This is a genomic window from Streptomyces sparsogenes subsp. cuspidosporus (assembly GCF_039532705.1).
GTDB lineage: Bacteria > Actinomycetota > Actinomycetes > Streptomycetales > Streptomycetaceae > Streptomyces > Streptomyces sparsogenes.
Genome location: NZ_BAAASD010000001.1, coordinates 245,998 through 269,305, shown reverse-complemented (window position 1 = coordinate 269,305; position 23,308 = coordinate 245,998). Strand labels below are relative to the sequence as shown.

At 74.4% G+C, this 23,308-nt stretch carries 12 protein-coding genes and 3 pseudogenes; 14 read left to right on the top strand and 1 reads right to left on the bottom strand.

Going from position 1 to position 23,308, the window contains the following annotated elements; translation table 11 throughout:
• Positions 1-80: 80 nt before the first annotated feature.
• Positions 81-287 (top strand): annotated as a pseudogene (locus tag ABFY07_RS00930) (serine/threonine-protein phosphatase); the annotation flags it as partial.
• A gap of 81 nt (positions 288-368) precedes the next feature.
• Here ABFY07_RS00930 and ABFY07_RS00925 read toward each other — a convergent pair.
• Positions 369-740 (bottom strand): annotated as a pseudogene (locus ABFY07_RS00925) (SDR family oxidoreductase); the annotation flags it as partial.
• 201 nt (positions 741-941) lie between these two features.
• Here ABFY07_RS00925 and rpmF point away from each other — a divergent pair.
• The 13 genes and pseudogenes from rpmF (at position 942) to ABFY07_RS00860 (ending at position 23,289) form a co-directional block, all read left to right on the top strand.
• On the top strand, positions 942-1,112 hold the full coding sequence (gene rpmF, locus ABFY07_RS00920) for a 50S ribosomal protein L32 (protein ID WP_346172545.1): 171 nt from the start codon (positions 942-944) through the stop codon (positions 1,110-1,112).
• 7 nt (positions 1,113-1,119) lie between these two features.
• Positions 1,120-1,284: a GTP-binding protein gene (locus ABFY07_RS00915; protein ID WP_346172544.1), complete on the top strand. Its 165-nt coding sequence runs from the start codon at positions 1,120-1,122 to the stop codon at positions 1,282-1,284.
• Positions 1,242-1,820 (top strand): annotated as a pseudogene (locus ABFY07_RS00910) (GTP-binding protein); the annotation flags it as partial. The gene ABFY07_RS00915 and the pseudogene ABFY07_RS00910, both read left to right, overlap by 43 nt.
• Positions 1,821-1,924: 104 nt before the next feature.
• A complete protein-coding gene (locus ABFY07_RS00905) occupies positions 1,925-2,686 on the top strand; it encodes a class I SAM-dependent methyltransferase (RefSeq protein ID WP_346172543.1) in 762 nt (253 codons plus the stop codon).
• A 93-nt stretch (positions 2,687-2,779) separates the two neighbouring features.
• Complete coding sequence (locus ABFY07_RS00900; RefSeq protein WP_346172542.1) at positions 2,780-6,886, top strand: amino acid adenylation domain-containing protein; 4,107 nt, start codon at positions 2,780-2,782, stop codon at positions 6,884-6,886.
• Entirely contained in the window at positions 6,883-13,599 is a 6,717-nt protein-coding gene (locus ABFY07_RS00895; RefSeq protein WP_346172541.1) for an SDR family NAD(P)-dependent oxidoreductase, read from the top strand. The genes ABFY07_RS00900 and ABFY07_RS00895 overlap by 4 nt, the downstream gene beginning before the upstream one ends.
• A gap of 31 nt (positions 13,600-13,630) precedes the next feature.
• Entirely contained in the window at positions 13,631-15,187 is a 1,557-nt protein-coding gene (locus tag ABFY07_RS00890) for an ABC transporter substrate-binding protein (protein WP_346172540.1), read from the top strand.
• Positions 15,184-16,143 (top strand): ABC transporter permease, encoded by a 960-nt coding sequence (locus tag ABFY07_RS00885; RefSeq protein ID WP_346172539.1) that lies wholly within the window; start codon positions 15,184-15,186, stop codon positions 16,141-16,143. Before ABFY07_RS00890 ends, ABFY07_RS00885 begins: the two co-directional genes overlap by 4 nt.
• Positions 16,140-16,943: an ABC transporter permease gene (locus ABFY07_RS00880; RefSeq protein ID WP_346172538.1), complete on the top strand. Its 804-nt coding sequence runs from the start codon at positions 16,140-16,142 to the stop codon at positions 16,941-16,943. The genes ABFY07_RS00885 and ABFY07_RS00880 overlap by 4 nt, the downstream gene beginning before the upstream one ends.
• Positions 16,940-18,493: an ABC transporter ATP-binding protein gene (locus ABFY07_RS00875; RefSeq protein ID WP_346172537.1), complete on the top strand. Its 1,554-nt coding sequence runs from the start codon at positions 16,940-16,942 to the stop codon at positions 18,491-18,493. Before ABFY07_RS00880 ends, ABFY07_RS00875 begins: the two co-directional genes overlap by 4 nt.
• Positions 18,483-19,868, top strand: a complete 1,386-nt coding sequence (locus ABFY07_RS00870) for a class I SAM-dependent methyltransferase (protein WP_346172536.1) — start codon at positions 18,483-18,485, stop codon at positions 19,866-19,868. Before ABFY07_RS00875 ends, ABFY07_RS00870 begins: the two co-directional genes overlap by 11 nt.
• Positions 19,865-21,280 carry a class I SAM-dependent methyltransferase gene (locus tag ABFY07_RS00865; protein ID WP_346172535.1) on the top strand — a complete coding sequence of 472 codons (1,416 nt, stop codon included), beginning with the start codon at positions 19,865-19,867 and terminating at the stop codon, positions 21,278-21,280. The genes ABFY07_RS00870 and ABFY07_RS00865 overlap by 4 nt, the downstream gene beginning before the upstream one ends.
• A complete protein-coding gene (locus tag ABFY07_RS00860) occupies positions 21,277-23,289 on the top strand; it encodes a condensation domain-containing protein (protein ID WP_346172534.1) in 2,013 nt (670 codons plus the stop codon). Before ABFY07_RS00865 ends, ABFY07_RS00860 begins: the two co-directional genes overlap by 4 nt.
• The last annotated feature ends 19 nt before the right edge of the window (positions 23,290-23,308 follow it).

The following is a 23,308-nucleotide window of genomic DNA, read 5'->3' as shown; positions in this document are numbered from 1 at the left end:
CAGATGCGGTGCTGCACCACTCCCCCGTTCCGGTGGCCGTCGTACCGCACGACTGACCCTCGGCTCCCGGCGCCGGTCAGATTCTGGAGCGGGTGGAACAGGCGGCGCACGCAATGGCGTACATCATTGTCACCGACCGCCGGTTCACCGACCTCTATCACTGGGGCAATCGCACCACCTCGGTCAGCCTGGCCGCGGAGATCCAGCGTCAGCTGCTGCCCTCGGCCCCCTTCTGCGAGGCCCCCGAGTTCGCGCTGGCCGGCGCCCTGGTCCCGGCCGCCGACCTGGACTGGCACAGCCCCCGGCCCGACCCCCGGACCGCCCCCGGACCGAAGACCGCCGCGCAGATGTCGGAACCCTGATCCGTTTCAGCGGGCCGTCCAGCCTCCGTCGATGACCATGTCGGTGCCGGTCATGGCGGCCGCCTGGGGACCGCACAGGAACGCCACCGCCTCGGCCACCCCTTCGGGCTCGACCAGGCGCTTGAGAGCGGCAGACTCCAGCAGGACCGAGTCCACGACCTCCGCCTCGGTGATGTGGTGGGCGCGGCCCTGATCGGCGATCTGCCGGTCCACCAGCGGGGTGCGCACATAGCCAGGGTTGACGCAGTTGGAAGTGACGCCGTAGGGGCCGCCTTCCAGGGCGACGACCCTGGACAGCCCCTCCAGCCCGTGCTTGGCCGCCACGTACGCGCTCTTGAACTCGGGGGCGCGCAGCCCGTGCACCGACGAGATGATGACGGCCCCGTCCCCCGGCTCTCACTCCGCCGCCCGTCCGATGGCGGTGATCAGCTCATAAGCGGTCCTGCGTACCCGCAACATCACCAATGGCACCTCTCCTCCTGACGGACGACGTCACAGCACCATCACACTACATGGAAACGGTACCCATTTTCATATACGGTGGCGGGGCCACACCGACCAGGAGAGGGGCCGTGCGTCATGGCCGTACCCAAGCGGAAGATGTCCCGGAGCAACACCCGCCACCGCCGCGCGCAATGGAAGGCGAGCGCGCCGGAGTTGGTGACGATCACCATCGACGGCCGCGAACACCGAGTGCCGCGGCAGCTCGTCCCCGCCTACCGGCGCGGTCTGCTGCGCCCCGAGGGCTGACCGCGCCGTGTCCGACCAGCTTCCGGTGACGGTCCTGTCGGGGTTTCCGGGATCCGGCAAGACCACCCTCCTCGACCATCTCCTCAACAACCGCGACGGACTGCGGGTCGCCGTGATCGTCAACGACATGGCCGGGGCGCCCCCGCGGAGGTACTCGGAACAGGCCGCTTAGACCTCGAACACGCCCAACAGGCCCCGGCTGGGCCATGGAGCGGGGCGGTGACCACGTGCCGGAGACCGAGGAGTACGGCATCTCCAGCACCGTCTTCCGCGCCACCCGGCCCTTCCATCCGTCCCGGCTCTGGGACTTCGTCGCCACGGGCCTGGACAGCGGGGCCTACGGCGGCATCCTGCGTTCCAAGGGCTTCTTCCACCTGGCCACTCGCCCAGGGGTGACCGGACTGTGGTCACAGGCGGGCGCCGTCGCCCGGTTCGAGCCGTCCCGAACGCGCGACGACCGAAGCGAGACCGGGGAAGACACCGACCACGGCCAGGAACTCGCGTTCATCGGCACCGGACTGCGGCCCGCCGCCCTGCATGAAGCCCTGTCCGCATGCCTGCTCACCGACGGGGAGCACGCGCTCGTCCGCCCAGGCCGGCTGGCCGGCCTGGGCGGACCCCTTCCCCGCACGGGAGACCTACGGCCTCGACCAGGCGTGTGACCACGAGCACGGCCCACACCTGACCGAACCCGGATCCCCACGCTGAGCCCCGGCACACTCGGCCGGCTGCCGGCGGCGCTTGCACGGAGCCGGGCCGAACCCGGATCCCCCCTCGTACCTCCGCCACCGTTTCCCGCCGAGGAGCCGATGATGAACGACCCTTACGCACGATCGGCCGAGTACATCGACATCATGATCGCGGAGGCGTGGGACGCCTTCGGTCCCGCCTTGGCCGATACCCTGAAGGGCACCGAAGCCATCCCGGGGACAATCGTCGACCTGGGCGCGGGGTCGGGGAGGGGCGTCCGTGCCGTGTGCGCCGCCTTCCCCGGCGACTCCCCGATCCTGGCCGTCGAACCGTCCCCGGCCCTGCGGGCGGTGCTGCTCGCCCGGGTCCACGAGGACGCGCGGCTGCGCCGACGCGTCACCGTCGCACCCGGCGACGCCCTGAACATCCCGCTTCCCGAGCGGGTGCGCGCCTTGGTGGCCATGAACATGATCGGCCACCTGTCGCCGGACGAGCGGTACGAGCTGTGGGCGAGGGTCGCCCCTCGTCTGGCCCCCGGGGGCCGCGTGATCATCAACCTCGCCCCGCCGACCACCCCCGCCCACGTCCCCCCGGCCCTCATGGCCAACCTCACGGTGGGCGACCTCACCTACGAGGGCTGGGCGAGCGCCGAGCCCAGCGGCGACCATCGGGTCACGTGGCACATGACCTACCGCACCCTGCGGCAGGGACGAGCGCTGTCCGAGGTGACGGTGGACTACGCCTGGTGGGTCCTGGACGAGATCGAGCTGGCCCGGGAACTCGCCGAGCACGGGCTGACCCCGTACCGGGTCGGCCGCCCCGAACTCAACCTGTACGCCGCCTCCTTGGCGAGCGAGAACTCCAAGATCCAAGGGTTGATATGACAATCATTTTCATCTAACTTCCTTGGTGTACCCCTGCCGCTCCTCAGCGGGAACAGGGGACTTCCACTCCTTCTCCAGCGACGACGGAGCCCGATGAGTCAGCCCGCACATACCGACTCCGCCCTTGAACACGTCACCGACTGCATCGCCGAAGTTCTCGGCACTCAACCGGCCCGAATCACCCCGGACACCCCGCTGACCGCCCTGGGGCTGGAGTCCTTCACCGCCGTGCGGCTGCGTCGCAGGATTCGCGAACGCACCGGGCACGACCTGCCGTTGACGGCCTTTCTCGGGAGTGCGGCCGCGAAGGATCTCGCCGCGCGGTTGTCGGGGCGGTCGGCACACACCGACCGGGCAACCTCACACAGCGATACGGCTCCGGCCCCGGCTCCGGTCACAGAGTCCTTTCCCCTGACCGCCGTTCAGGAGTCCTACCTGGTCGGACGGGAGGAAGGATTCGCACTCGGCGGAGTGGCCACCTTCTACTACTACGAGTACGACCGGCTCCCTCCATCAGGCGATCCGGTCGCGGACACCGCCCGGCTCGAGGCCGCCTGGAACCGCCTCGTCGAGCACCACCCGATGCTGCGCATGGTCGTCGACGACCGTGGCCACCAGCGTGTCCTGCCCTCCCCCGGCCCGTACCGCATCGGTGTCACCGACCTGCGCGACGCGTCCCGGGCACAGGTGGCCGAGGCGCTCGCCGCCGTACGGCACGAGCGCTCCCACCAGGTGCGCCCCACCGGGCGGTGGCCGCTGTTCGACCTCCACGCGGTGTTCCTGCCCGACGGCCGCACCCACCTCCATGTGGGGGTCGACGTGCTCATCACCGACATGGCCGGCTGGATGCTGCTCATCCGCCAGTGGGGACAGCTCGTCGCCGATCCCGCTCACCGCCTTCCGGCGCCGCCGACCGACTTCGCCACCCTGCTCCGCGAGCGGGCCGCCGCCCCGCGATGGGCGGCCCGACGCGAGCGTGACCGGGCCTACTGGGCGGCGCGCGCCGCGGACCTGCCGCCCGCGCCGCGGCTGCCGGTGCTCCACGATCCCGCCACCGGCGGACCTCCTCGGTTCACCCGGCACGCCGGGGGCCTCGCAGCCACCGAGTGGCGGGCGCTGCGCGCGCGATGTTCCGAGCACGGCGTCACCCCGACCGCCGCGCTGCTGGCCGCCTTCGCCGTCATCCTCGGCCGGTGGGGCGCCGGGGAACGGGTCTGCCTCAACACCACGCTGTTCGACCGGCCGGAGGAGCCCGAGGGCATCGAGCGGATCGTGGGTGACTTCACCACCACAGCCCTGGTGGCCACGCCCCGTTTCGACCCTGCTTCATGGTCCGGGTTCGCCACGTACGCCGCCGACCTCAACCACCGTTTCTGGACGGACCTGGACCACCGCTCGGTCTCGGGTGTGGAAGTCCTGCGGGACCTCGGCCACGCCGAGGGACGCGCGGGGGGACACGCCGAGGGACACGCCGAGGGATGCACCGGGGGACGCACCGGAGGGACACCGCCTTACCCCGTCGTCTTCACCAGCGGCGTGGGCCTGTCCGGCGAGGCCGAGCCCGCGGCGGCGTGGATCGGTGAGGAGGTCTTCGGCGTCTCGCAGACCCCCCAGGTGCTGCTCGACCACATCGTGTGGGACGAGGGCGGAGCCCTGCGTATCGCCTGGGACGCCGTCGACGGCGCCTTCCCCCGGGGCTACATCGGATCCATGCTGGCCTCCTACGAACGGCTCCTGCGCCGCCTGACGGACGCGTCCGGCTGGAAGGATCCGAGCCTGGCGTGGGACCCGTTCGTCCTCCCGGCGGAACCCCTCGACGCCCTCCCCTTCCCCGACGCGGGACCGCTCCTGCACCACCCGGCGGCGGCCACGGCCCGACGCGACCCCGACCGCCCTGCCCTGCGCGGCGACGGTGGCACCACGACACACGGCCGTCTCGCTCAGAACGCCGCCGCCACCGCCGCCATGCTCACCGCGCGGGGCGTGGGCCCCGGCGACCTGGTCGCGGTCGCCTGTGAGAAGGGCCCCGCCCAGATCGCCGCCGTCCTGGCCGTCAACTCCTGTGGCGCGGGCTACCTGCCCGTCGAACCCTCCTGGCCCGATGCCCGCGTCGCCGCGGTCTGCGAGCGGGCGGGGGTACGGCACGCCCTTGTCGGCCGGGGCGTGGACACCGGCTGGCCCGAGAGTGTCACCGTGCACGGCCTCACCGCGGCGGGCCGGCCCAGAGCCCGGCAACGGGCTCAGGAGACGGACCGGCCGGTGGAACCCTCGCGTCCGGCGCCGGACGACACGGCCTATGTCATCTTCACCTCGGGCTCCAGCGGCACGCCCAAGGGCGTGGAGATCCAGCACCGTGCCGCCCGCACCACCATCGACGACGTGGTCGATCGCTTCGGCATCAATGCCGAGGACCGGGTCCTGGCCCTCTCCGCGCTCAGCTTCGACCTGTCCGTCTTCGACATCTACGGGGTGCTCGGCGCGGGCGGTTCGCTGGTCCTGCCCGACCCCGCCCGGCAGCGTGACCCGCAACACTGGCTGGAACTCGCCCGCCGCCACTCCGTCACCGTCTGGAACACCGCCCCCGCGCTGCTGGAGATGCTCGTCGAGTACGCCGAGATCGAACCGGAGGCGGCCACAGCGGCGCTGCGCGACCTGCGGTTGGTGATGCTCTCGGGCGACTGGATACCCCTCACCCTCCCCGACCGGCTGCGCCGGCTCGCCCCGCAGGCCCGGTTCATGAGTCTGGGCGGGGCCACCGAGGCGTCCATCTGGTCCATCACCCATCCCGTGGGTGAGGTCGATCCCCAGTGGCGCAGCATCCCCTACGGCCGGGCCCTGCGTGCCCAGTCCTTCCACATCCTCGACGAGAAGGGCGGCCCCTGTCCCGTCGGGGAGCCCGGCGAACTGTTCATCGGCGGGGACGGACTGGCCCGCGGGTACATCGGGGATCCGGAGCAGACCGGCGCGCGCTTCGCTCCCCATCCCGTCCTGGGGATGCGCCTGTACCGCACCGGGGATCTCGGTCAGTGGCGCGCCGATGGCACCATCGAGTTCCTGGGACGCGCCGACCGGCAGGTCAAGATCCGCGGGCACCGCATCGAACTGGGCGAGATCGAGGCGGCGTTGGGCCGGCATCCGGGCGTCCGGCAGTGTGTGGTGTCCTCGGTGCCCGGCCCGGACGACCGCCCGCGCCTGGTGGCCTATTTGGCGCCGAAGGGGTCGCAGGCCGCGCCGCCGGCCGGCGAACTGGCCCAGGCGCTGCGCGAACGGCTGCCCGACTACATGGTGCCGAGCCGGTTCGTCGTCCTGGAGGCACTGCCTGTCACGGCCAACGGCAAGATCGACCACGCGGCGCTCGAGAACCCGTATCAGCTCGAGAACCCGTATCAGAACGACGGGGAGCAGACGCACGACGACGCACCGGCCGCGGCGCCCGCCGTGCGGCCGGTCGGCACAGCCTCCCCGGCCGCCCCGGCCTGGGCCGACTCCGCCCTCGCGGAGGCGGCCGCGCTGGGGCTGGACACCGCGCTGGTGGTACGGCCGGGGCGGCTCTCCCCGGCCGAGGCGCTCGCCGCGTCGGCTCGCTGGCTGGAGCGGGTGCGGGAGATCACGGCCGACCGCGACGCCCCATGGGAGGAACGTTTCTCCGCAGACGGTCTGGTACAGATCGCGCTGCGGGCGGACACCGCCGGCCCGCACGGCAGCCGTACGGTCACCGGGACACCGACGGCCCACCGCTCCGCCTCCCCGGCTGCCCGGGCATCGTCGCCACGCGACGCGGTGACCCGACACCTTCGCGCCGCCGACCCCGACGTGGCCGACGCCGTCGTCGCGATCCTCACCGACCTGACCGGCGGTCCGGTCGGGGCGGACAGCGCCTTCACGGCCTTGGGAGCCACCTCCTTGACCCTCGTCCTCGCCCATCGCAGGCTGCGCGAGAGCCTCGCGCCCCGGCTCGCCCTCGCCGACATGTTCGAACATGCCACGGTGGAGTCGCTCGCCGCCCACATCACCGGCCTGCGGGCGACGTACCGTACGGACGGGGCGGGCGCGGCGGCCCACGAAACGCCGTCACCCCCGGCGGCGGAACCGGCCGCGGAACCGGCCGCCGAACTCCCCGCGGCCCCCGCCGCCTCCACGGCCACGCGCCGTCCCTCACGGGTCGCGGCCCGGGCCCGGGCCCAGGAGGTCGGCCGATGACCGACGTGTCCGGCCTCGGCCAGCCCCTCATCGCCGTCACCGCCCTCGACTGCCGGTTTCCCGGCGCCCCCGACACCGAGGCGTTCTGGGACCTGCTGGTCTCCGGAGGCCACGGCCTGACCCGCCACACCGAACGTGAACTCGCGGCCCGCGGTGTCCCTCGGCGGCTGCGCACCCACCCCGCGTATGTGCCGGTGGGCGGGGTCATCGACGGCCAGGACCGGTTCGACCCGGGCCCCTTCGGGCTCGGTGACGCGGAGGCCGCCCTCATGGACCCGCAGCAGCGGCTGTTCCTGGAGGCATGCTGGCGTGCCCTGGAACGCGCCGGACACGGCGGTGGAACCGGTGCGGGAGCCGTCGGCGTGTTCGCCGGCTCGGCGCACAGCGACTACCTGATGCGCAACCTCGCCCAGCGTTACAACGCGGCGGCCACGGACCCGGTCGGCAGCCTCCAGACGGCGATGGCCACCGTGGGCGACTACCTGCCCCTGCACGTGGCGCACCGTCTGGGCCTGACCGGGCCGGCGGTCGCGGTCGGCAGCACCTGCTCCACCTCACTGGTCGCCGTACACCTGGCCGCGCAGTCGCTGCTGTCCGGCGAGTGCGACACCGCGCTCGCCGGGGGCGTCTCCCTGATCATCCCCCAGGGGCTGGGCTATCTGCACGTGCCCGACGGCATCTTCTCGGCCGACGGGCGGGTGCGCGCGTTCTCCGCCGAGGGCACCGGCATCGTCCACACCCAGGGCGTGGGGGTCGCGGTCCTGCGCCGCCTGGACGACGCCCTCGCCGACGGCGACCCGGTCCTCGCGGTGGTGTGCGGATCGGCCGTCAACAATGACGGTGCCGACAAGACGGGTTTCACCGCCCCCTCTCCACGCGGCCAGGCGCGGGTGATCTCCGAAGCGCTCACCATGGCCGGCCTGGAACCGCGCCAGGTGAGTTACGTCGAGGCGCACGGCACGGCGACCCGGCTCGGCGACCTCGTCGAACTGACCGCGCTGCGTCGGGTGTTCGGGACGGCCGGCCCCGCGTGGTGCGGCCTCGGCTCGGTGAAGAGCAACATCGGCCACGCCAACACGGCGGCCGGCATCGCCGGATTCGCGAAGACGGTGCTGGCACTGCACCACGGCGTCCTCCCCGCCACCCTCGACGCCGCTCCGCTCAGCCCCGACCTCGAACTGGACGACTCACCCTTCACCGTCGTCCACCGGACCACGGAATGGCCCGGGCCGCGTTACGCAGGCGTCAGTTCCTTCGGCATCGGCGGCACCAACTGCCATGTACTGCTGGGAAGTCCGCCGCCACGCGCCCGGCCGGAACCCGATCCGCGACCGCAGTTGATGCTGCTGTCGGCGCACAGCGACAACGCCCTGGCACGCACCCTGACGGAGACCGCCGACGCCCTGGCCACGGCGGACACACCCGTGGCGGACGCCTCCTTCACGCTGCACGCCGGCCGTACGGCGCTGCCGCACCGCGCCGCGGCGGTCCTCACGGGCCACCCCGGCCACGACGGCCAAGCCCTGCGGACCGCCCGGCACGGCTCCGCGCCGGCCTCGGTTCCCCGGGTCGTGCTGGCCTTCCCCGGTGGCGGCGCCCCGTACCCCGGCATGGGGCGCGAACTCCTGGTGGACGAGCCCGCCTTCGCCCGGACCGTCGAGGAGTGCGCCGCCCTGTTCGACGGCGACGGCGCTCCGCCACTGACCGACCTGCTCCTCGCGGACCCCGACGACGCCGAGGCCGGGCGGCTCGTCCGTGATCCCGCGTACGGCTTCCCGGCGCTGTTCACCGTCTCCCTCGCCACCGCGCGCGTCCTGCGCGCGTGGGGGGTGCGGCCGGGCGCGGTGGTGGGGCACAGTGTCGGCGAGTACGCCGCCGCGGTGGTGGCGGGAGCGCTGAGCCCGGCCGACGCGGCGGCGTTGGTGAAGGTCCGCTCCCGGGGCATGTCCCGGGCCGCCGGGAGCGGTGCGATGCTCACCGTGCCGTTCGGCGAGAAGGACGTCACGGTCCTGCTGGCGGCCCATCCCGAGCTGGACCTGGCCGCCGTGAACGCCCCCGGGTCCAGTGTGGTCTCCGGCCCCGAGGCCGCGGTGGCCGTGCTGGAGGCCCGGCTGGCCGCAGACGGAGTGCGCGTGGCGCGGGTACCTCTGGCCGCGGCGGCCCACTCCCGGCTGGTCGATCCCGTCCTGCCCGACCTGCGGGCAGCCGCCTCGGCGGTGGACGCGCGAGCTCCCCGTGTCCCCCTGTTCTCCACGCTCACCGGCCGCCGCCTCGACGGTGCGCCCGGCGCGAACCACTGGGTGTCCCATCTGCGGTCCCCGGTCCGCTTCTCCGACGCGCTGACGACCCTGCTCGGGGAAGGCCCCACCGTGGTCGTGCAGACCGGTCCCGGTGACGGTCTGCTGCAACTCGCCCGCCGCCACCGGTCACCGAACCTGGTCGCGGCCCTCGCCACGTTCCCCGGCCGCGACGAGACCGGCGGTGAACGGGCGGCGCTGCTGGCCGCCGCGGGCGAGCTGTGGACCCTCGGCGTCCGGCTCGACGCCGAAGGGCTGCACCGGCCCGGCCGTCGGCGCGTCCCCCTGCCCGGCCACCCGTTCACCCGCCGCAGGCTGTGGATCGATCCGCCCGCGTTCCAGGCCGTGGCGGGCGGGACCGCGACGGACGCGACGGTCGGCCCGGACGCGGACGAGCCGTTCCACGTACCCTCCTGGCACCGCGTACCGGCACCGGACGACGCGCCCTCCCTCGACGGCCGCTGGCTGCTGGACGGCCCCGCGGACCATCCGCTCGTCGACGCGGTGCGCGCGGAGCTGGCCGCGGCCGGGGCGACAACCATCGGCGCCGCCGATGTGGCCGCCGATCCCTCGGCCCCCTGCGCGGGTGTGATCGTGCTGGACCTGTCCGACACCGACGGCGCCCCCGCCGACCGGGTGGCCGACGGGGTGTTGCGCCACGCGGAACTGGCCCGGCTCACCGCCGCGTGGGCGGACCGGACCTGCCTGCTGCACGTCAGCCGGGCGGCCCAGCAGGTCGAGAGCGCCGACCGCCCCGACCCGGGCGGCGCGGCGGCCACGGCCGTGCCGCGCGTACTGGCCCAGGAGTTCCCCGGTCTGCGCTGGCGCACCCTCGACCTCCCGGCCGACGAGAGCCCCGCGGCGGGCGCCCGGGCCGTGTGCGAGGAGGCGGCGGAACTGTCGTACGGGGGACGTGGCGGAGTGGAGGCCGCACGGCGTGGCGGCCACCGCTGGACACGTTCCCTGACCGCGTGGCAGCCCCGCCCGCCCAGGGAACACGACCGGGCGGCGCCGGGCACCGCCGTACTGATCGGCGGGCTGGGGGACGTCGGTCTGGCCATGGCCGGACATCTGGCCGAGGCCGGATGGCACGTCGTGGTCACCGGGCGCGCCGGGCTCGCGCCCGATCCCGCACCGGGCAGCCGGGAAGCCGGACGGGTCGCCGCGGTGGCACGGCTGACGGACCGCGGGCTGCCGGTCGAGGTACGCGCGGTCGACGCCGGGGACCGTACGGCCACCGCGGCGCTGCTGCGGGAGGTGGCCGAGCGGTACGGCGGTCTCGATCTCGTCGTACACGCCGCGGGGGTGGTCGCGTCGACGGCGGTGGCGCCGCTGCGCTCGGTCGGTCGCGAGGTGGTGGCCGCGCACGCACGCGCCAAGGTCGCCGGGGCTGAGGCGCTGCGGGCCGCCGTGGCGGCACTGCCGGAGAGCCGGCGCCCCGCCACCGTCCTGCTGATGTCGTCGGCGACGACCGTCGTCGGCGGCCTGGGGATCGCCCCGTACGCCGCGGCCAATCGCTACCTCGACGCCCTGGCCGAGCGGCTGGGGGCACGCGGTGGCACCCGCTGGCTCAGCGTCGCCTGGGACGCCTGGCGGGTCGGGCCGGGCGGCGGCGAGCGGACCGTGGCGGCACGGCACTCGATCGGTCTGCGGGACGGCATGCGCTCCGTGGACCGGCTCCTCGCCCTGGCCGCCGACGGCCGGGCCCCCGCGTGGGTGGCCGTCTCCCCCGCCGACCTGGAAGGGCGCACGTCCGGCACGCCGGCCGAGGTCCGCCGGGCCGCGGCGGATGGCGCGCCGGAGGGGGAATCCGGCCATGGCGGCGAGCCTCGAAGCGGCCCGGAGGAGACGATGGCCGCACTCTGGTCGGAGTTGCTGGGATTCCCGGTCCGCGACCGTGAGGCGGACTTCTTCGCCCTCGGCGGCCATTCCCTGCTGGCCACCCGGATGCTGGCCCGGCTCCGCGACGAGCACGGCGTCGGGCTGCGGCTCCAGGACCTGCTGTCGCGACCGACCGTCGCCGCGCTGGCGGCGCTGCTCCCGGACGGCACGGCCCCGGCGCCCGCCCCGCGTCCGGCAGGCGCCGACGGCCACCCCACCAGCGCCCTCGACACCGTCGCCGGGCATGGCGCCGACGGGCCGCGGGAGTTCCCGCTCACACGGGTGCAGCACGCCTACTGGGTCGGCGGATCGGGCGGCTACGGACTCGGGGACGTGCCCTGCTCGTTCCATCTGGAACACGACTGCCCCGGCCTGGACACGGACCGTTACGAGGACGCCTGGAACCGTGTGATCGCCCGCCACCCCATGCTGCGCGCGGTCGTCACGCCCGAGGGACGCAACCGGATCCTCGACCGCGTGCCCCGCTACCGCATCCGCGTACGGGACCTCTCCGCGCTCGATGAGGAGGCACTCGACGACAGGCTGGCCCGCATCCGGGATTCCATGGTCGGCCGCGAGCCCCGGCCCGGCCAGTGGCCGCTGGTGGACATCCGCGCCGCCCGCCTGCCCGGCGGGGTCGTACGGCTCTTCCTCAATGTGGATGTGCTCGTCTGCGACACCGCCAGCTTCCTGATCTGGGATCGCGAGCTGCGCACCCTGTACGAGGACCCCGGTGCGCGGCTCCCGGCCATCGGGACGACGTTCGCCGCCTGCGTCGCCGCCCTGGAGGAACGCGCGCAGGGTCCGGCGCGGGAGCGGGCCGCCGCCTACTGGCTGGCCAGGCTCGACACGCTGCCCGGCGCACCGCGCCTGCCGGTGCGCCGTCCTCAGCCGGAAACGTCGGACACGCCCGCGGCTCGGCCCCGCTTCGCCCGGCGCGCCGCCCGGCTGGAGCCCGGCCAGTGGCAGGCGCTCAAGGCCGAGGCCGCACGGCGCGGCCTCACCCCCACCGCGGTCCTGCTCGCGGCGTACGCGGACGCGCTGGCCGGGTGGTCGGAACAGGGGCGGTTCGCCATCACGCTGACCCTGTTCGACCGTCCCGACGTGCATCCGGACGTCGATCTGGTGGTCGGGGACTTCACCTCCCTGATGCTCCACGAGGTGGACCGCTCCCGGCCCGGCAGCTTCGCCGACGCCGCCGCGCAGGCCCAGCGCACGCTCTTCCGCGACCTGGACCACCGGGAGTTCTCCGCCTTGGACTTGCTGGCCGAGAAGTCCGCACGCGAGGGACACACCGCGTCCGTGCCCGTGGTCTTCACCAGCGCCCTGGGGCTCGACGGGCCCCTGGCCGGCGGACACGACCTGGACTGGGCGGGCACGCCCGTGTTCGGGGCGAGCAGTACCCCGCAGACGTGGCTGGACCACCAGGTGATCGAGCAGCACGGCACACTGCTGCTGCAGTGGGACGTCCTGGAGGGCCTGTTGCCCGCCGACGAGGCGGACCGGGCGTTCGCCGGACACGTCCGTGCGGTACAGCGGCTGGCCACCGACCCCGCGGCGTGGGACACGACACGCGAGGCGCACCCGGCCGCGCCCCCGCGTCCGGCCGCACCGCCGCGTCCGGTCACGGCCACGGTCCGGGAGAACCCGGGCGAGACCGCGCTGTTGCTGCGCGACGGCAACGGCGGCCGACCGTTGTTCCTCATGCATCCGTCCGGCGGCGACGTGCTGTGCTACGGCGAGGTCGCCCGGCTGCTGGAGGCCGGCAGACCGCTGGTGGCTCTCACCGACCCCGCCCTGACGGGCGGCGCCGGCCCGGCGGACATCCCGGCCATGGCCGACCACTACCTGTCGGCCGTACGCGCCTACCAGCCGCACGGGCCCTACCTGCTCGGCGGCTGGTCGATGGGCGGCACGGTGGCCCATGAGATGGCCTGTGCGCTGGAGCGGCGCGGGGAGCGCACCGACCTTCTCGTGATGATCGACTCCAATACTCCGGACCGGATCAGGCCGCTGGGCGGCACCGGCCCCCGGGAGGACACCGCCATCGCGGCCCTGCGCTATCTGCGTTCGCTTGAGGCGTTCCTCGGCCTGGGACTCGCCCGGGACCTCGGGCTCGGGCCGGAGGACGGGACCGACCTGCTCCGGCTCTCCCACGAGGAGATCCGCGCCACCGTCACCGAACGCATGCGCCAGGCCGGGCTGGTGGGCCCCAGGGACACCGCCGACCTGCGGCTGGAGGTGTTCGAACGGCATCTGCGAGCGCTGGGCGACCACCACGCCGGACACCTGACCGACCCGGACACCCGGCTGCTGCTCATCCGGGCCGCCCAGCCGTCCCCCCGCAACGCGGGGGTCGGCATGGGCGTGGACGACGCCTTCGACCTGCCCGCGCTCGGCTGGCGGAACCATGTGGCCGGGCCCGTCGAGGAGACCGCCGTCGAGGGCCACCACTACTCGCTGCTCACGGGTGCCGCCGTCGAGGCGGTCGTCTCCCTGCTGGACCGGGCGCTCGCGGCCCACGCGACCCGCTGACCCCTCCCCATGTCTCTTTGATCGGACGAACATGCTCATCCCCTCCCGGCCCGGACGCGGGCCCCGGACCCTCCTCGCCTTCGCTTCGGCCGGTTGCCTGCTGCTCACCGGATGCGGCTCCGGGCCCGGTCGCGGCGCCCCCGACGACGCCCCCGCCCGTCCCGTCGACGGCGGCACCCTGCGCTACGTGGTCGCGGGTTCCCCCGCCACCGCGAGCGACGACCCGCACGGCGGGCTCGGCAACGAATCCGACGTCATGCGGTTCGCCCTCACCTACGACGTCCTCACGGTCCCGGGGGCGGACGGCGAGCCACGGCCACGGCTGGCCGTGTCCTGGAAGCCGAACAAGTCCCTCGACCGCTGGACCTTTCACCTGCGCGAGGACGCCGAGTTCACCGACGGCCGACCGGTGCGCGCCAAGGACGTGCTGTACTCGCTGACCCGCATCGCCGACAAGGCCGCCGAGAACTACGGACGGCTGGCGGACTTCGACCTGAAGTCCGCCACCGCTCCCGACGCCCACACGGTGGTCCTGCCCACCCGCGCCCCGATGGCCGACGCGCCCAGGGCGCTGGAGTCGATCAGCTTCGTGGTGCCCGACGGCACCAGGGACTTCTCCGAGCCCGTGCCCGGCTCCGGCCCCTACAAGGTGGCCGGGACCGATGCCCAGACCGCCGTCCTCACCCGCAGCAAGGGCTGGTGGGGCCCGCGGCCGCACCTGGACCGCATCGAGATCCGCGCCATCACCGATCCGCAGGCCAGGGCCTCGGCCGTGACCTCCGGCCAGGCGGACGTCGCGGGCAGCGTCAGTCCGGCAGCCGTGAAAACCGCCCGGCGCTCCTCCTCCGTCCGGGTCGTCACCCGCGAGGGCGTCACCGAGTACCCGTTCATCATGCGGCTGGACGCCGAGCCGTTCGACAACCCCAAGGTCCGGGAGGCGTTCCGGCTCGCCGCCGACCGCAAGGCGCTGGTCGACACGGTGTTCCTCGGCTACGGCCGGATCGCCAACGACCTGCCCACCCCCTACGACCCGTCGTACCCGAAGGACCTCGAGCAGCGCACCCGGGACGTGGCCCGCGCGAAGCGGCTGCTGAAGGAGGCCGGCCACGCCCACGGGCTGAAGCTCACCCTGCACACCACCACGTCGTACCCGGGCATGGACACCGCGGCCACGCTGTACGCCGGGCAGCTCGAGGACATCGGTGTCGACGCCGAGGTCAAGGTGGAGCCCGCCGACACCTACTGGACGAAGATCTACGCCAAGAAGGATTTCTACACCGGCTACTACGGCGGAATCTCGTTCCCCGATCTGGTGCGGGTCGGTCTGCTCAGCGACTCCCCCACCAATGAGACCGCGTGGCGCAGCCCGGCGTTCGACGCCGGTTTCGAAGAGGCCATGGGGACACAGGACGCCGCGGCGCGCGATGCCGTTCTGGCCCGTGTCCAGAAGGAGCTGTGGCGGGACGGCGGATACGTGGTGTGGGGCACCGGGGACGGTCTGGACCTGACGGCGCCCGGTGTGCACGGGCTGCCCGACGGGCCCGGTTTCCAGCGGATGTTCATCGACCGCGCCTGGAAGGCCGAGTGATCACGCGCGTCGTCGTCCGCACCGTGCTGCCGGCCCTGGCGGCCACGGCCGTGGTCTTCGCGGCCACCGAGGTCCTGCCGGGCGACGCGGGGGAGGTGCGGGGTGCCGGGCGGGCGTCGGCGGAGGAGATCGCGCGCGAGCGGGAACGGCTCGGCCTGGATGTGCCCGCGCCCGTCCGGTATCTGCGGTGGTTGGGGCACCTGATCCGGGGCGACCTGGGCCTGTCGTCGGCGAGCGGCAGGCCGGTGGCGGGTCTGCTCGCGGAGCGGCTGCCCGCGACGGCGGCGCTCGTCCTCGTCACGCTGACCGTCACGGTGGCGCTCACCGCGCTCGCGCTGGCCGTGGGGTTTCTCCGGGCGGGCCGGGGCGGGGCGCTCGCGGCCGGACTGGCCGCCGTGCCGCAGGTCGTGTACGCGGCGGCGCTGACCGCGGTGTTGTCCGGGGTACTGGGCTGGCTGCCCGCCGTGTCGCTGCTGCCGCCCGGGGGTTCGCCCTGGGCCGAGCCGAAGGCGCTGGTCCTGCCCGCCCTGACCCTGGCGCTGCCGTCGGCGGCCTTCGCCACCGCCCTGCTGCGTGGCGCGCTCACCGACGTCCTGCGCCTGCCGCATGTCGCGGACGCCCGGACGCGGGGACTTCCCGCGTGGCTGGTCCTGCGCCGGCATGTCGCGCCGTTCCTGCTGGTGCCCTCCGTCCAGGTGCTGGCGCTGATGGCCGGATGGCTGGTGGCCGGGACCGCCCTGGTGGAGACGGTGTACGGCTTTCCGGGCATCGGCGGTCTCCTGGTCTCCTCGGTGGCCGTGCGCGATGTTCCCGTCGTCCAGGCCGCGGCCCTGATACCCGCCGCGACGACGCTGCTCGGCATGCTGCTGGCCGACCTCCTCGGTGCGGCGGGTCCCCACCGGCCGGGCCGGTCGCGGACGATGGCCGGGGTCGCGGCGGCGGGGGGTGCGACATGATCCCCGCCCGGCTCGGCCGGGACCTGGCCGGGCCCGGCGCGGTGGTGGCGCTCGTGGCTCTGGTGCTGCTGGGACGGCGTCTGGCACCGTACGATCCCGAGCGGCCGGTGGCCGTTCCGTGGGCGCCGCCGTCCTGGAAGGCGCCGCTCGGTGCCGACGCGCTGGGACGCGACGTGTTCTCCAGGACCCTCTCCGGTGGGGCGCACCTGCTCACCGTCTCGCTCGCCGCGTCAGCCGCGGCGCTGCTGTGCGGTGTTGCCCTCGGATTGGCCGCGGGGTGGGGCACGGCGGCCGTGAGCCGGGCCGTGCGCTGGGGCTGCGATCTCCTGCTGGCCGTTCCCGCCCTGGTCCTCGCCCTGGTGCTGGCCGTGGCACTGCCCGGGGCCATGGCGATCGTGGTCGCCTCCGTGCTCAGTGGCGCGCCCCTGACCGCACGCGTGGTGGGGGCTCGGTGCGCCTCGGTGCGGGACAGCGGTTACGTACGGGCTGCCGTCGAGCGCGGCGAGCGCACACCCTCGGTCCTGGTGCGCGAACTCCTTCCGGCGGTGAGCGGCCTGGTCGCGGCAGACGCGGGACTCCGGCTGGTCACGGCGCTGCAGGTGGCCACCGCCCTCGCGGTCCTCGGCCTCGGTCCGCAGCCGCCCGCACCGGACTGGGCGCTGATGCTGAGCGAGAACCTGCCGGGCGCGGCACTCAATCCGGCCGCGCTGCTGGGCCCTGCCGTCCCCCTGGCCCTGACCGCCTGGCTGCCGGCCTCGGCGGCCCGCACCGCCGGGCGCCGTCTGGGGGGTGCGGCATGACGGCGAAGGACCCGGCCCTGCTGGAAGCCGACGGCCTGACGGTGCGCCGGACCACGGACGGCGCGGTGCTGCTGGGCGGCGTGGACCTGCGGGTGGGCCCCGGTGAGGTGCTCGCCGTCGCCGGGGCGTCCGGGGCGGGCAAGAGCACGCTGCTGCACGCGCTGCTGGACACCCTCCCGGCGGGGCTGCGCCGCTCGGCCGGAACGGTGCGCTGGTACGGCCATGTGGTGCCGCCCGGGGCCGGTGCCCGCCGCTGGCGGCGCGCCCGCTGCGGGTACGTCGGTCAGGACCCGGCCCTGGCGCTCCATCCGCACTGGCGAGTCGAACGCATCGTGGCCGAGGAGCTGACCGGGCCCCGCGCCGAGCGGGCGCGAGGCGCCCGTGAGGCGCTGGAACTCCTCGGCCTCGGCGAGGAGTTCGCGCGTCGGCGGGTGCGCGAACTGTCCGGCGGCCAGGCACAGCGGGTCGCGCTCGCCCGTGCCCTGGCCGCCGGGCCGCAGGTCCTGCTGCTGGACGAGCCGACCTCGGCCATGGACCGGGAGACGGCGGAGTACGTCATCGCGGCGGTGCGCGCCCGGCGCGGCGTTCCGGGCCGGTGCACCGTGTTGGTGACACACGACCCCCGTCTGATCTCCGGGCTCGCCGATCGCGTGGTGCGGCTGTCACCGCGCTCCGGCGCCCCTTCGGCGCCCACCGGGCCGTCCGTACCCACCGAGCCACCCGTGCCCACCGGGCCACCCGTGCCCACCGGGCCGTCCGGGAGCCGCCCCCGGGCCGGGAAGCCGCCGTCCGGTGTCAGGGGCGCCGCGCTGGCCGCCCGTGGGCTGAGGGTCGCCCGGCCCGACGGCGGACTGTTGGTCGAGGGGGTCGATCTCGATCTGGCACCGGGCGAGTTGACCGCGGTGCTGGGCCCGTCGGGCAGCGGCAAGACCAGCCTGCTGCACGCCCTGGCGGGCCGGCGCCCCGCCGCCGCGGGCCGGTTGCTGCTGCACGGGCGGCCGCTCGCGGCCCAGGCCGGCCGGCGCGGTCGGGACGAGCTGCGGGCCGTCCAGCTCGTAGGCCAGCATCCCGCTGGAGAGCTGAACCCGGCGCACCGGGCCGGCCGGGCGGTGGCGCGTCCGCCGCGGGTGCTGCACGGGCTCGGCGTCCGTGACTCGGCCACCGTGGCAGCGGAGCTGCTGGCGGCCGTCGGGCTCGCCGCGGACGTGGCGCGTCAGCGCCCGCACCGGCTGTCCGGGGGCCAGCGGCAGCGGGTGGCGCTGGCCCGGGCCCTCGCCGCACGGCCGGACGTCCTGCTGCTGGACGAGCCCACCTCGGCGCTCGACGCGGCGTCCGCGCGTACCGTGCTGGACCTGCTGGACCGGCTACGGGCAGAGGGCATGGCCCAGCTGACGGTCACCCACGACCCCGCCGTGGCGGGGCGGGCCGATCACGTGCTGCGCCTGCTTGGCGGGCGGCTCGTCCCCGACGGCCCGGCCGCCCTGCTTCCCACACCGCCACCGAACACCCGTCATGATCGAACGAAGGGGAAGGACACACATGTCCACTGAGGCGACCGCCGATCCGATCGTGGCCCTCGTCGCCGGCCACCCGTGGGTGGCCGAGGCGCGGACCGCTCCGGACGGCCGGATCCTGGTCCGGCCGCGCCCGTCCGCCACGGCGGCGGGCCCCTCCCCCGGGCCGCTGCTGTGCGAGCACCTGGACCACTGGGCCGAGGTGTACGACTGGGTGTACCAGGACGCCCACGGCCGCCACGCCGATGACCTGGACCTGTCGGGCTGGCGGGCGTCGGACACCGGGCTTCCGCTGCCGACCGAACACATGCGGGACTGGCTGGACCGTACCGTCGAGCTCGTGCTGTCCCAGCGTCCGCGCCGCGTACTGGAGCTCGGCTGCGGCACCGGGCTGCTGGCCCACCGCCTCCACTCCCACCTGGACGGATACGTCGGCACCGATGTGGCGCAGGCGGCGGTGGACCGGTTGGGACGAGCGGGCCTGCCCCGTACCGCGTTCGTCCGCGCCGCCGCCCATGAGGCGGGGACGGCGGTCGTACGGCGGGCGATGGACGCCGCCTTCGGCGAAGGTGTCCGCCCCGACTGTGTCCTGTTGAACTCGGTCACCCAGTGCTTTCCCAGTCTCGACTACCTCACGGCAGTCCTGCACGAGGCGCTGGACGCCGTCACGGCCCCGGGCACGGTGATCGTGGGCGACATCCGCCATTCCGGGCTGCTCACCCACCACTTCACCTGGCTGGAGCGGACCCGTACGCCCACGTCCGACGGGGACACCCTCGACGCCCGGGTGAGGGCCGCGATCGCCGGCGACGAGGAGCTGTCCTTCGCTCCCCGGGCCGTGGCCACGGCCCTGGAGGCGCACTTCAGGCCCGTGCGGATGAGCGTGCACGCCCGCACGATGGAGCTGAACACCGAACTGACGCGCTACCGCTACGACCTCGTCCTTCACGTGGACCCCCGGTCGCGGGCGCTGCACGATTCCGACGCGGTACGGCGAGTCCGGTGGCCCGGCCACCAGGGCAAGGGCCTGTCAGTGGCGCTGCGCACCGCGCTGAGCGAGCGGCCGGCCATCCTGACGGCCATCCCCAACGCCCTGCTCGGTGACGCTCCGGGGGCCGTCACACCCTATGCCCTGCGCCGGGCCCTGCACGGTCTGGACGCCACCGTCCTCCTCGACGCCGACGACCCGCACATGCTGGCCGTCGCGGCACCGGCCGGCTGCGCGTACGCGGCGGCCGTGCCGCCCGCCGACGCCCCTGTGGCAGCTGGACCGGTGGCCCATGAACCGCTGACGGCGTTCGTGCGCCGCAGGCTGCCGGAGGTGTTGCGGGACCACGTCCGCCGGACGGCCCCGGGCACCGTGCCGCCCTCGATCGCCGTCGTGGAGGCGGCCGGGGGGACGGCGCCGTGAACGAAGCGCTGTCCGCCGCCCTGAGAACCTTGCCCGAGGTCGCTGCCTGGCAGTGGGTCCCCGGCATGCCGGGCGGCACCCTGCTCGTCGCCGGGCGGCGGCCGGACACCCGTCGCGCGACGGCCGGTCCGGTCCCTGTGGACGATGCCGTCGCCGCGGGTGACGCCTCCGTGGCCGGGGAGGACCTGGCGGCGTTGCCCCGGCTCACCCGGCTGCTGGACGAGGTGGCGTTGTCGGCCATGGCGCGGACGCTGGACCGGGCGCGGCTCTTTCGCCAAGGCTGGGCGCATCACGCCGCACAGGTGCTCGAGACGCTCGGCACCGCTCCGCGGCACGCATGGATCGTGCGGCGCTGGCTCACCGCGCTGACCGCCGAGAAGCGGCTGGGTCACGACGCGGCGACCGGCCGTTACCGGGGCCTGGTGGCGCCGGACCGGGTGGAGTACGCGCGGGCCCGCCGCACGCTGGAAGAGGCGTGCCGGGGGCTGGGCTACCCGCCGTCGATGACGCGTTTCTTCCTCGCGGCGGCCGACCGCCTCCCGGCGCTCCTGAGGGACGAGACCGGGTTGCAGGGTGTGCTCTTTCCCGGGGGAGAGACGGACACCGCCGAGGGCAACTACCGCGACAACGTGCCGAGTCGGTGGGCCAACCACGCCGCGGCGGCGCTCGTCGCCCGCGAGGCGCGGGCCCGCCGCGGGCCGGGACCGCTGCGGATCCTGGAGGTGGGCGCCGGGGTGGGCGGGACCACCGCCCCTGTACTCGACGCCCTCGGGGACGCCGGGACCGACTACCTGTTCACTGACGTGTCGCGCTTCTTCCTCGGCTCCGCCCGAGCCGCGTTCGCAGGCCACCCGGGGATGCGGTTCGCCTTGTTCGACATCAACGCGGTCCCGGCCGACCAGAAAACGACCGCGGGGTCACGGGACGTGGTCCTGGCGGCCAACGTCCTGCACAACGCCCGCCATGTCGGGAGCGCCTTGGCGGGATTGCGCGAACTCCTCGAACCCGGCGGCCTGCTGGTGCTCGTCGAGTCCTGCCGCGAGCACTACCAGGCGCTCACCTCGATGTACCTGCTCATGTCGCCCGCCGCCGGCGAGGACCACTGGTTCACCGATCTGCGGGCCGGACAGGACCGGGTGTTCCTCACCGCCGAGGAGTGGACGGACCAACTGGACGCGGCCGGGTTCGACCCACTGCCCGCACTGCCCGGCGCCGGGCACCCGCTGGCCGCCGCCGGGCAACGGGTGCTCGCGGGCCGGGTCCGGCCCGGAAGCGGGCGCCCGGCCCCGGCCCGTGTCTCGGCCGCACTCGCCGCCCGCCTGCCCACGGCCGACCGGCCCGTACGCGTCCACGCCGTGGACCGTCTCGTCCCCTCACCCGCCACCACCACCGAGATCGGAGCGTCCCCTTGACCACCACACCCGCCACTGCCGCCGCCACCGCGCCGGCCGCACTCGTCGACGCCGTACGCGCGGTTTGGGCCGACGTCCTGGAGACGGACGTGGCCGCCGTACCGGCCGACGCCCCCTTCCTCAGCCTCGGCGGCGACTCCGTGCTCACCGTGCGCATGGCGGCCCTGATCCGCAAGCGGCTGGGTATCGCCCTGGCACTCTCGGACGTCCGGGTCGAACACACCGCCGCTCACCTGGCCGCCCTCATCCACGAGCGGAGCGCCGGGACCGGGCCGCTGCGCCCGCTGCCGCTGGAGCTGAACCAGCGCGAGGACCCCCAGGCGCCGTTCCCTCTCCTCCCCCTCCAACAGGGTTACTTCGTCGGCCAGCAGGGCGGGTGGGAGCTGTCCTACCGTTCGGCCCACCACTACGTCGACATCGGCCTGCTGGACATCGACCCCGACGAGATCGGCGAGGCGCTCCAGGACGCGCTGGAGCGGCTGGCGGAACATCAGTCGGTGCTGCGGGCCCGGGTGCTGCCCGACGGGCGGCAGAAGATCCTGCCGCTGGACGACCCGGAGGCCATGCCACGGCTGCGGGTGACGGATCTGACGGAAGCGGACGGGTCCGTGGTCGCCTCGCGACTCGACGCGATCCGCCGGGAGATGAGCGCCGAAGGCCCGGATCCGACGCGTGGCTGCGGCCTCGACATGCGGCTGACCCTGCTGCCCGGCGGGAAGGCGCGGCTGCACTCCTCGACCAGCCTTCTGATCATCGACGGCTGGTCCTCGGGGGTGTTCTACCGCGATCTGTTCGCCCTCGCCGCGGACTACAACGCCGTCCTCGCCCCGCTGGAGATCGACTTCGGGGACTATGCGGCGGCTCTGGAGGGGCTGCCGGATACCGAGCAGTGGCGGGCCGATCGCGCCTGGTGGTGGGGGCGCCTCGACGACTTCCCGCTTCCGCCCGCACTTCCGCTCACCGCTGATCCGGCCGAGGTGCGGCCGACGCTGATGGGCACGCGGCAGACCGTGCTCGACGCAGGGCGGTGGGCGGCGGTGCGGGAACAGTGCGCCCGGCACGGCGTGACCCCCTCGGCCGCGATGTTCGCGGCGTTCTCCGCCGCGCTGGCGCGCGCCTGCGGGCACCGGCGGTTCCTCCTCAACACCCTCCAGCTGAACCGCCTCCCCCTCCACCCGGACGTACCGCGGTTGGTGGGTGCCTTCTCCTCCACGGTACTGATCCCGGTGGAGCTGCCCGAGTCCCCGGTGTTCGCCGATCTCGCGGCCCGCGCCCAGCGGGATGTCAGCGACGCCCTGGCGCACAACCTGGTGACCGGGGTCGAGGTGTCCCGGGAGCTGGGCCGCCGGCGGGACACCCGGCGGCCGGTGGCGCCCGTGGTCTTCCAGAGCACCCTGGGCGTCGACGCCGCGCTCGGCAGCGAGGTTCCCCGGAGCGCGGGACCGCTGGGCACCATCGACCTGCGCAGCCACCACCAGCAGCTGCGGACCCCGCAGGTGGCCCTGGAGGTCCGGCTGTTCGAACTGCGTGACGAGCTGGTCGTGGTCTTCTCCCTGGTGGAGGAGATCTTCGCGGCGCAGGACGTGGACCGGATGTTCAACGATGTGATGGCCACCGTCGAATCCCTGGTCGACGCGGACGGCTGGTCCGCGCGAGTCGTGCTTCCGCACGCCCTGGACGTTCCCGAGGAGGACGCCGAGGGCCGGCCGGCGGGCAGGCGGTTGTCCGTTCCACCGCCATCCGCCCAGGCCGCCGACGAGCCGGGCGCGCCCCGCGACGACACGGAGCGGGAGATCGCCCGCCGGTGGGCCGCACTGCTCGGCCGCGCCGTGGACGACCGGGCGGCGGACTTCTTCGGCCTCGGCGGGGATTCGCTGCTGGCGGTGCGCATGCTCGCCACACTGGTCCGGGACGGAGTGGCCCAGGTGACGCCCCGGCGTTTTCTGGAGCGGCCGACGGTGGCGGGGCTCGCCGCCGCGGCGCGCGCGGCGGCCGGCGAACGGCCGTGACGATGCCGTGGCGGGGGCC

Coding starts and splice junctions, on each gene's coding strand:
- rpmF (WP_346172545.1), top strand. CDS start 942: ATGGCCGTACCCAAGCGGAAGATGTCCCGGAGCAACACCCGCCACCGC.
- ABFY07_RS00905 (WP_346172543.1), top strand. CDS start 1,925: ATGAACGACCCTTACGCACGATCGGCCGAGTACATCGACATCATGATC.
- ABFY07_RS00900 (WP_346172542.1), top strand. CDS start 2,780: ATGAGTCAGCCCGCACATACCGACTCCGCCCTTGAACACGTCACCGAC.
- ABFY07_RS00895 (WP_346172541.1), top strand. CDS start 6,883: ATGACCGACGTGTCCGGCCTCGGCCAGCCCCTCATCGCCGTCACCGCC.
- ABFY07_RS00890 (WP_346172540.1), top strand. CDS start 13,631: ATGCTCATCCCCTCCCGGCCCGGACGCGGGCCCCGGACCCTCCTCGCC.
- ABFY07_RS00880 (WP_346172538.1), top strand. CDS start 16,140: ATGATCCCCGCCCGGCTCGGCCGGGACCTGGCCGGGCCCGGCGCGGTG.
- ABFY07_RS00875 (WP_346172537.1), top strand. CDS start 16,940: ATGACGGCGAAGGACCCGGCCCTGCTGGAAGCCGACGGCCTGACGGTG.
- ABFY07_RS00870 (WP_346172536.1), top strand. CDS start 18,483: ATGTCCACTGAGGCGACCGCCGATCCGATCGTGGCCCTCGTCGCCGGC.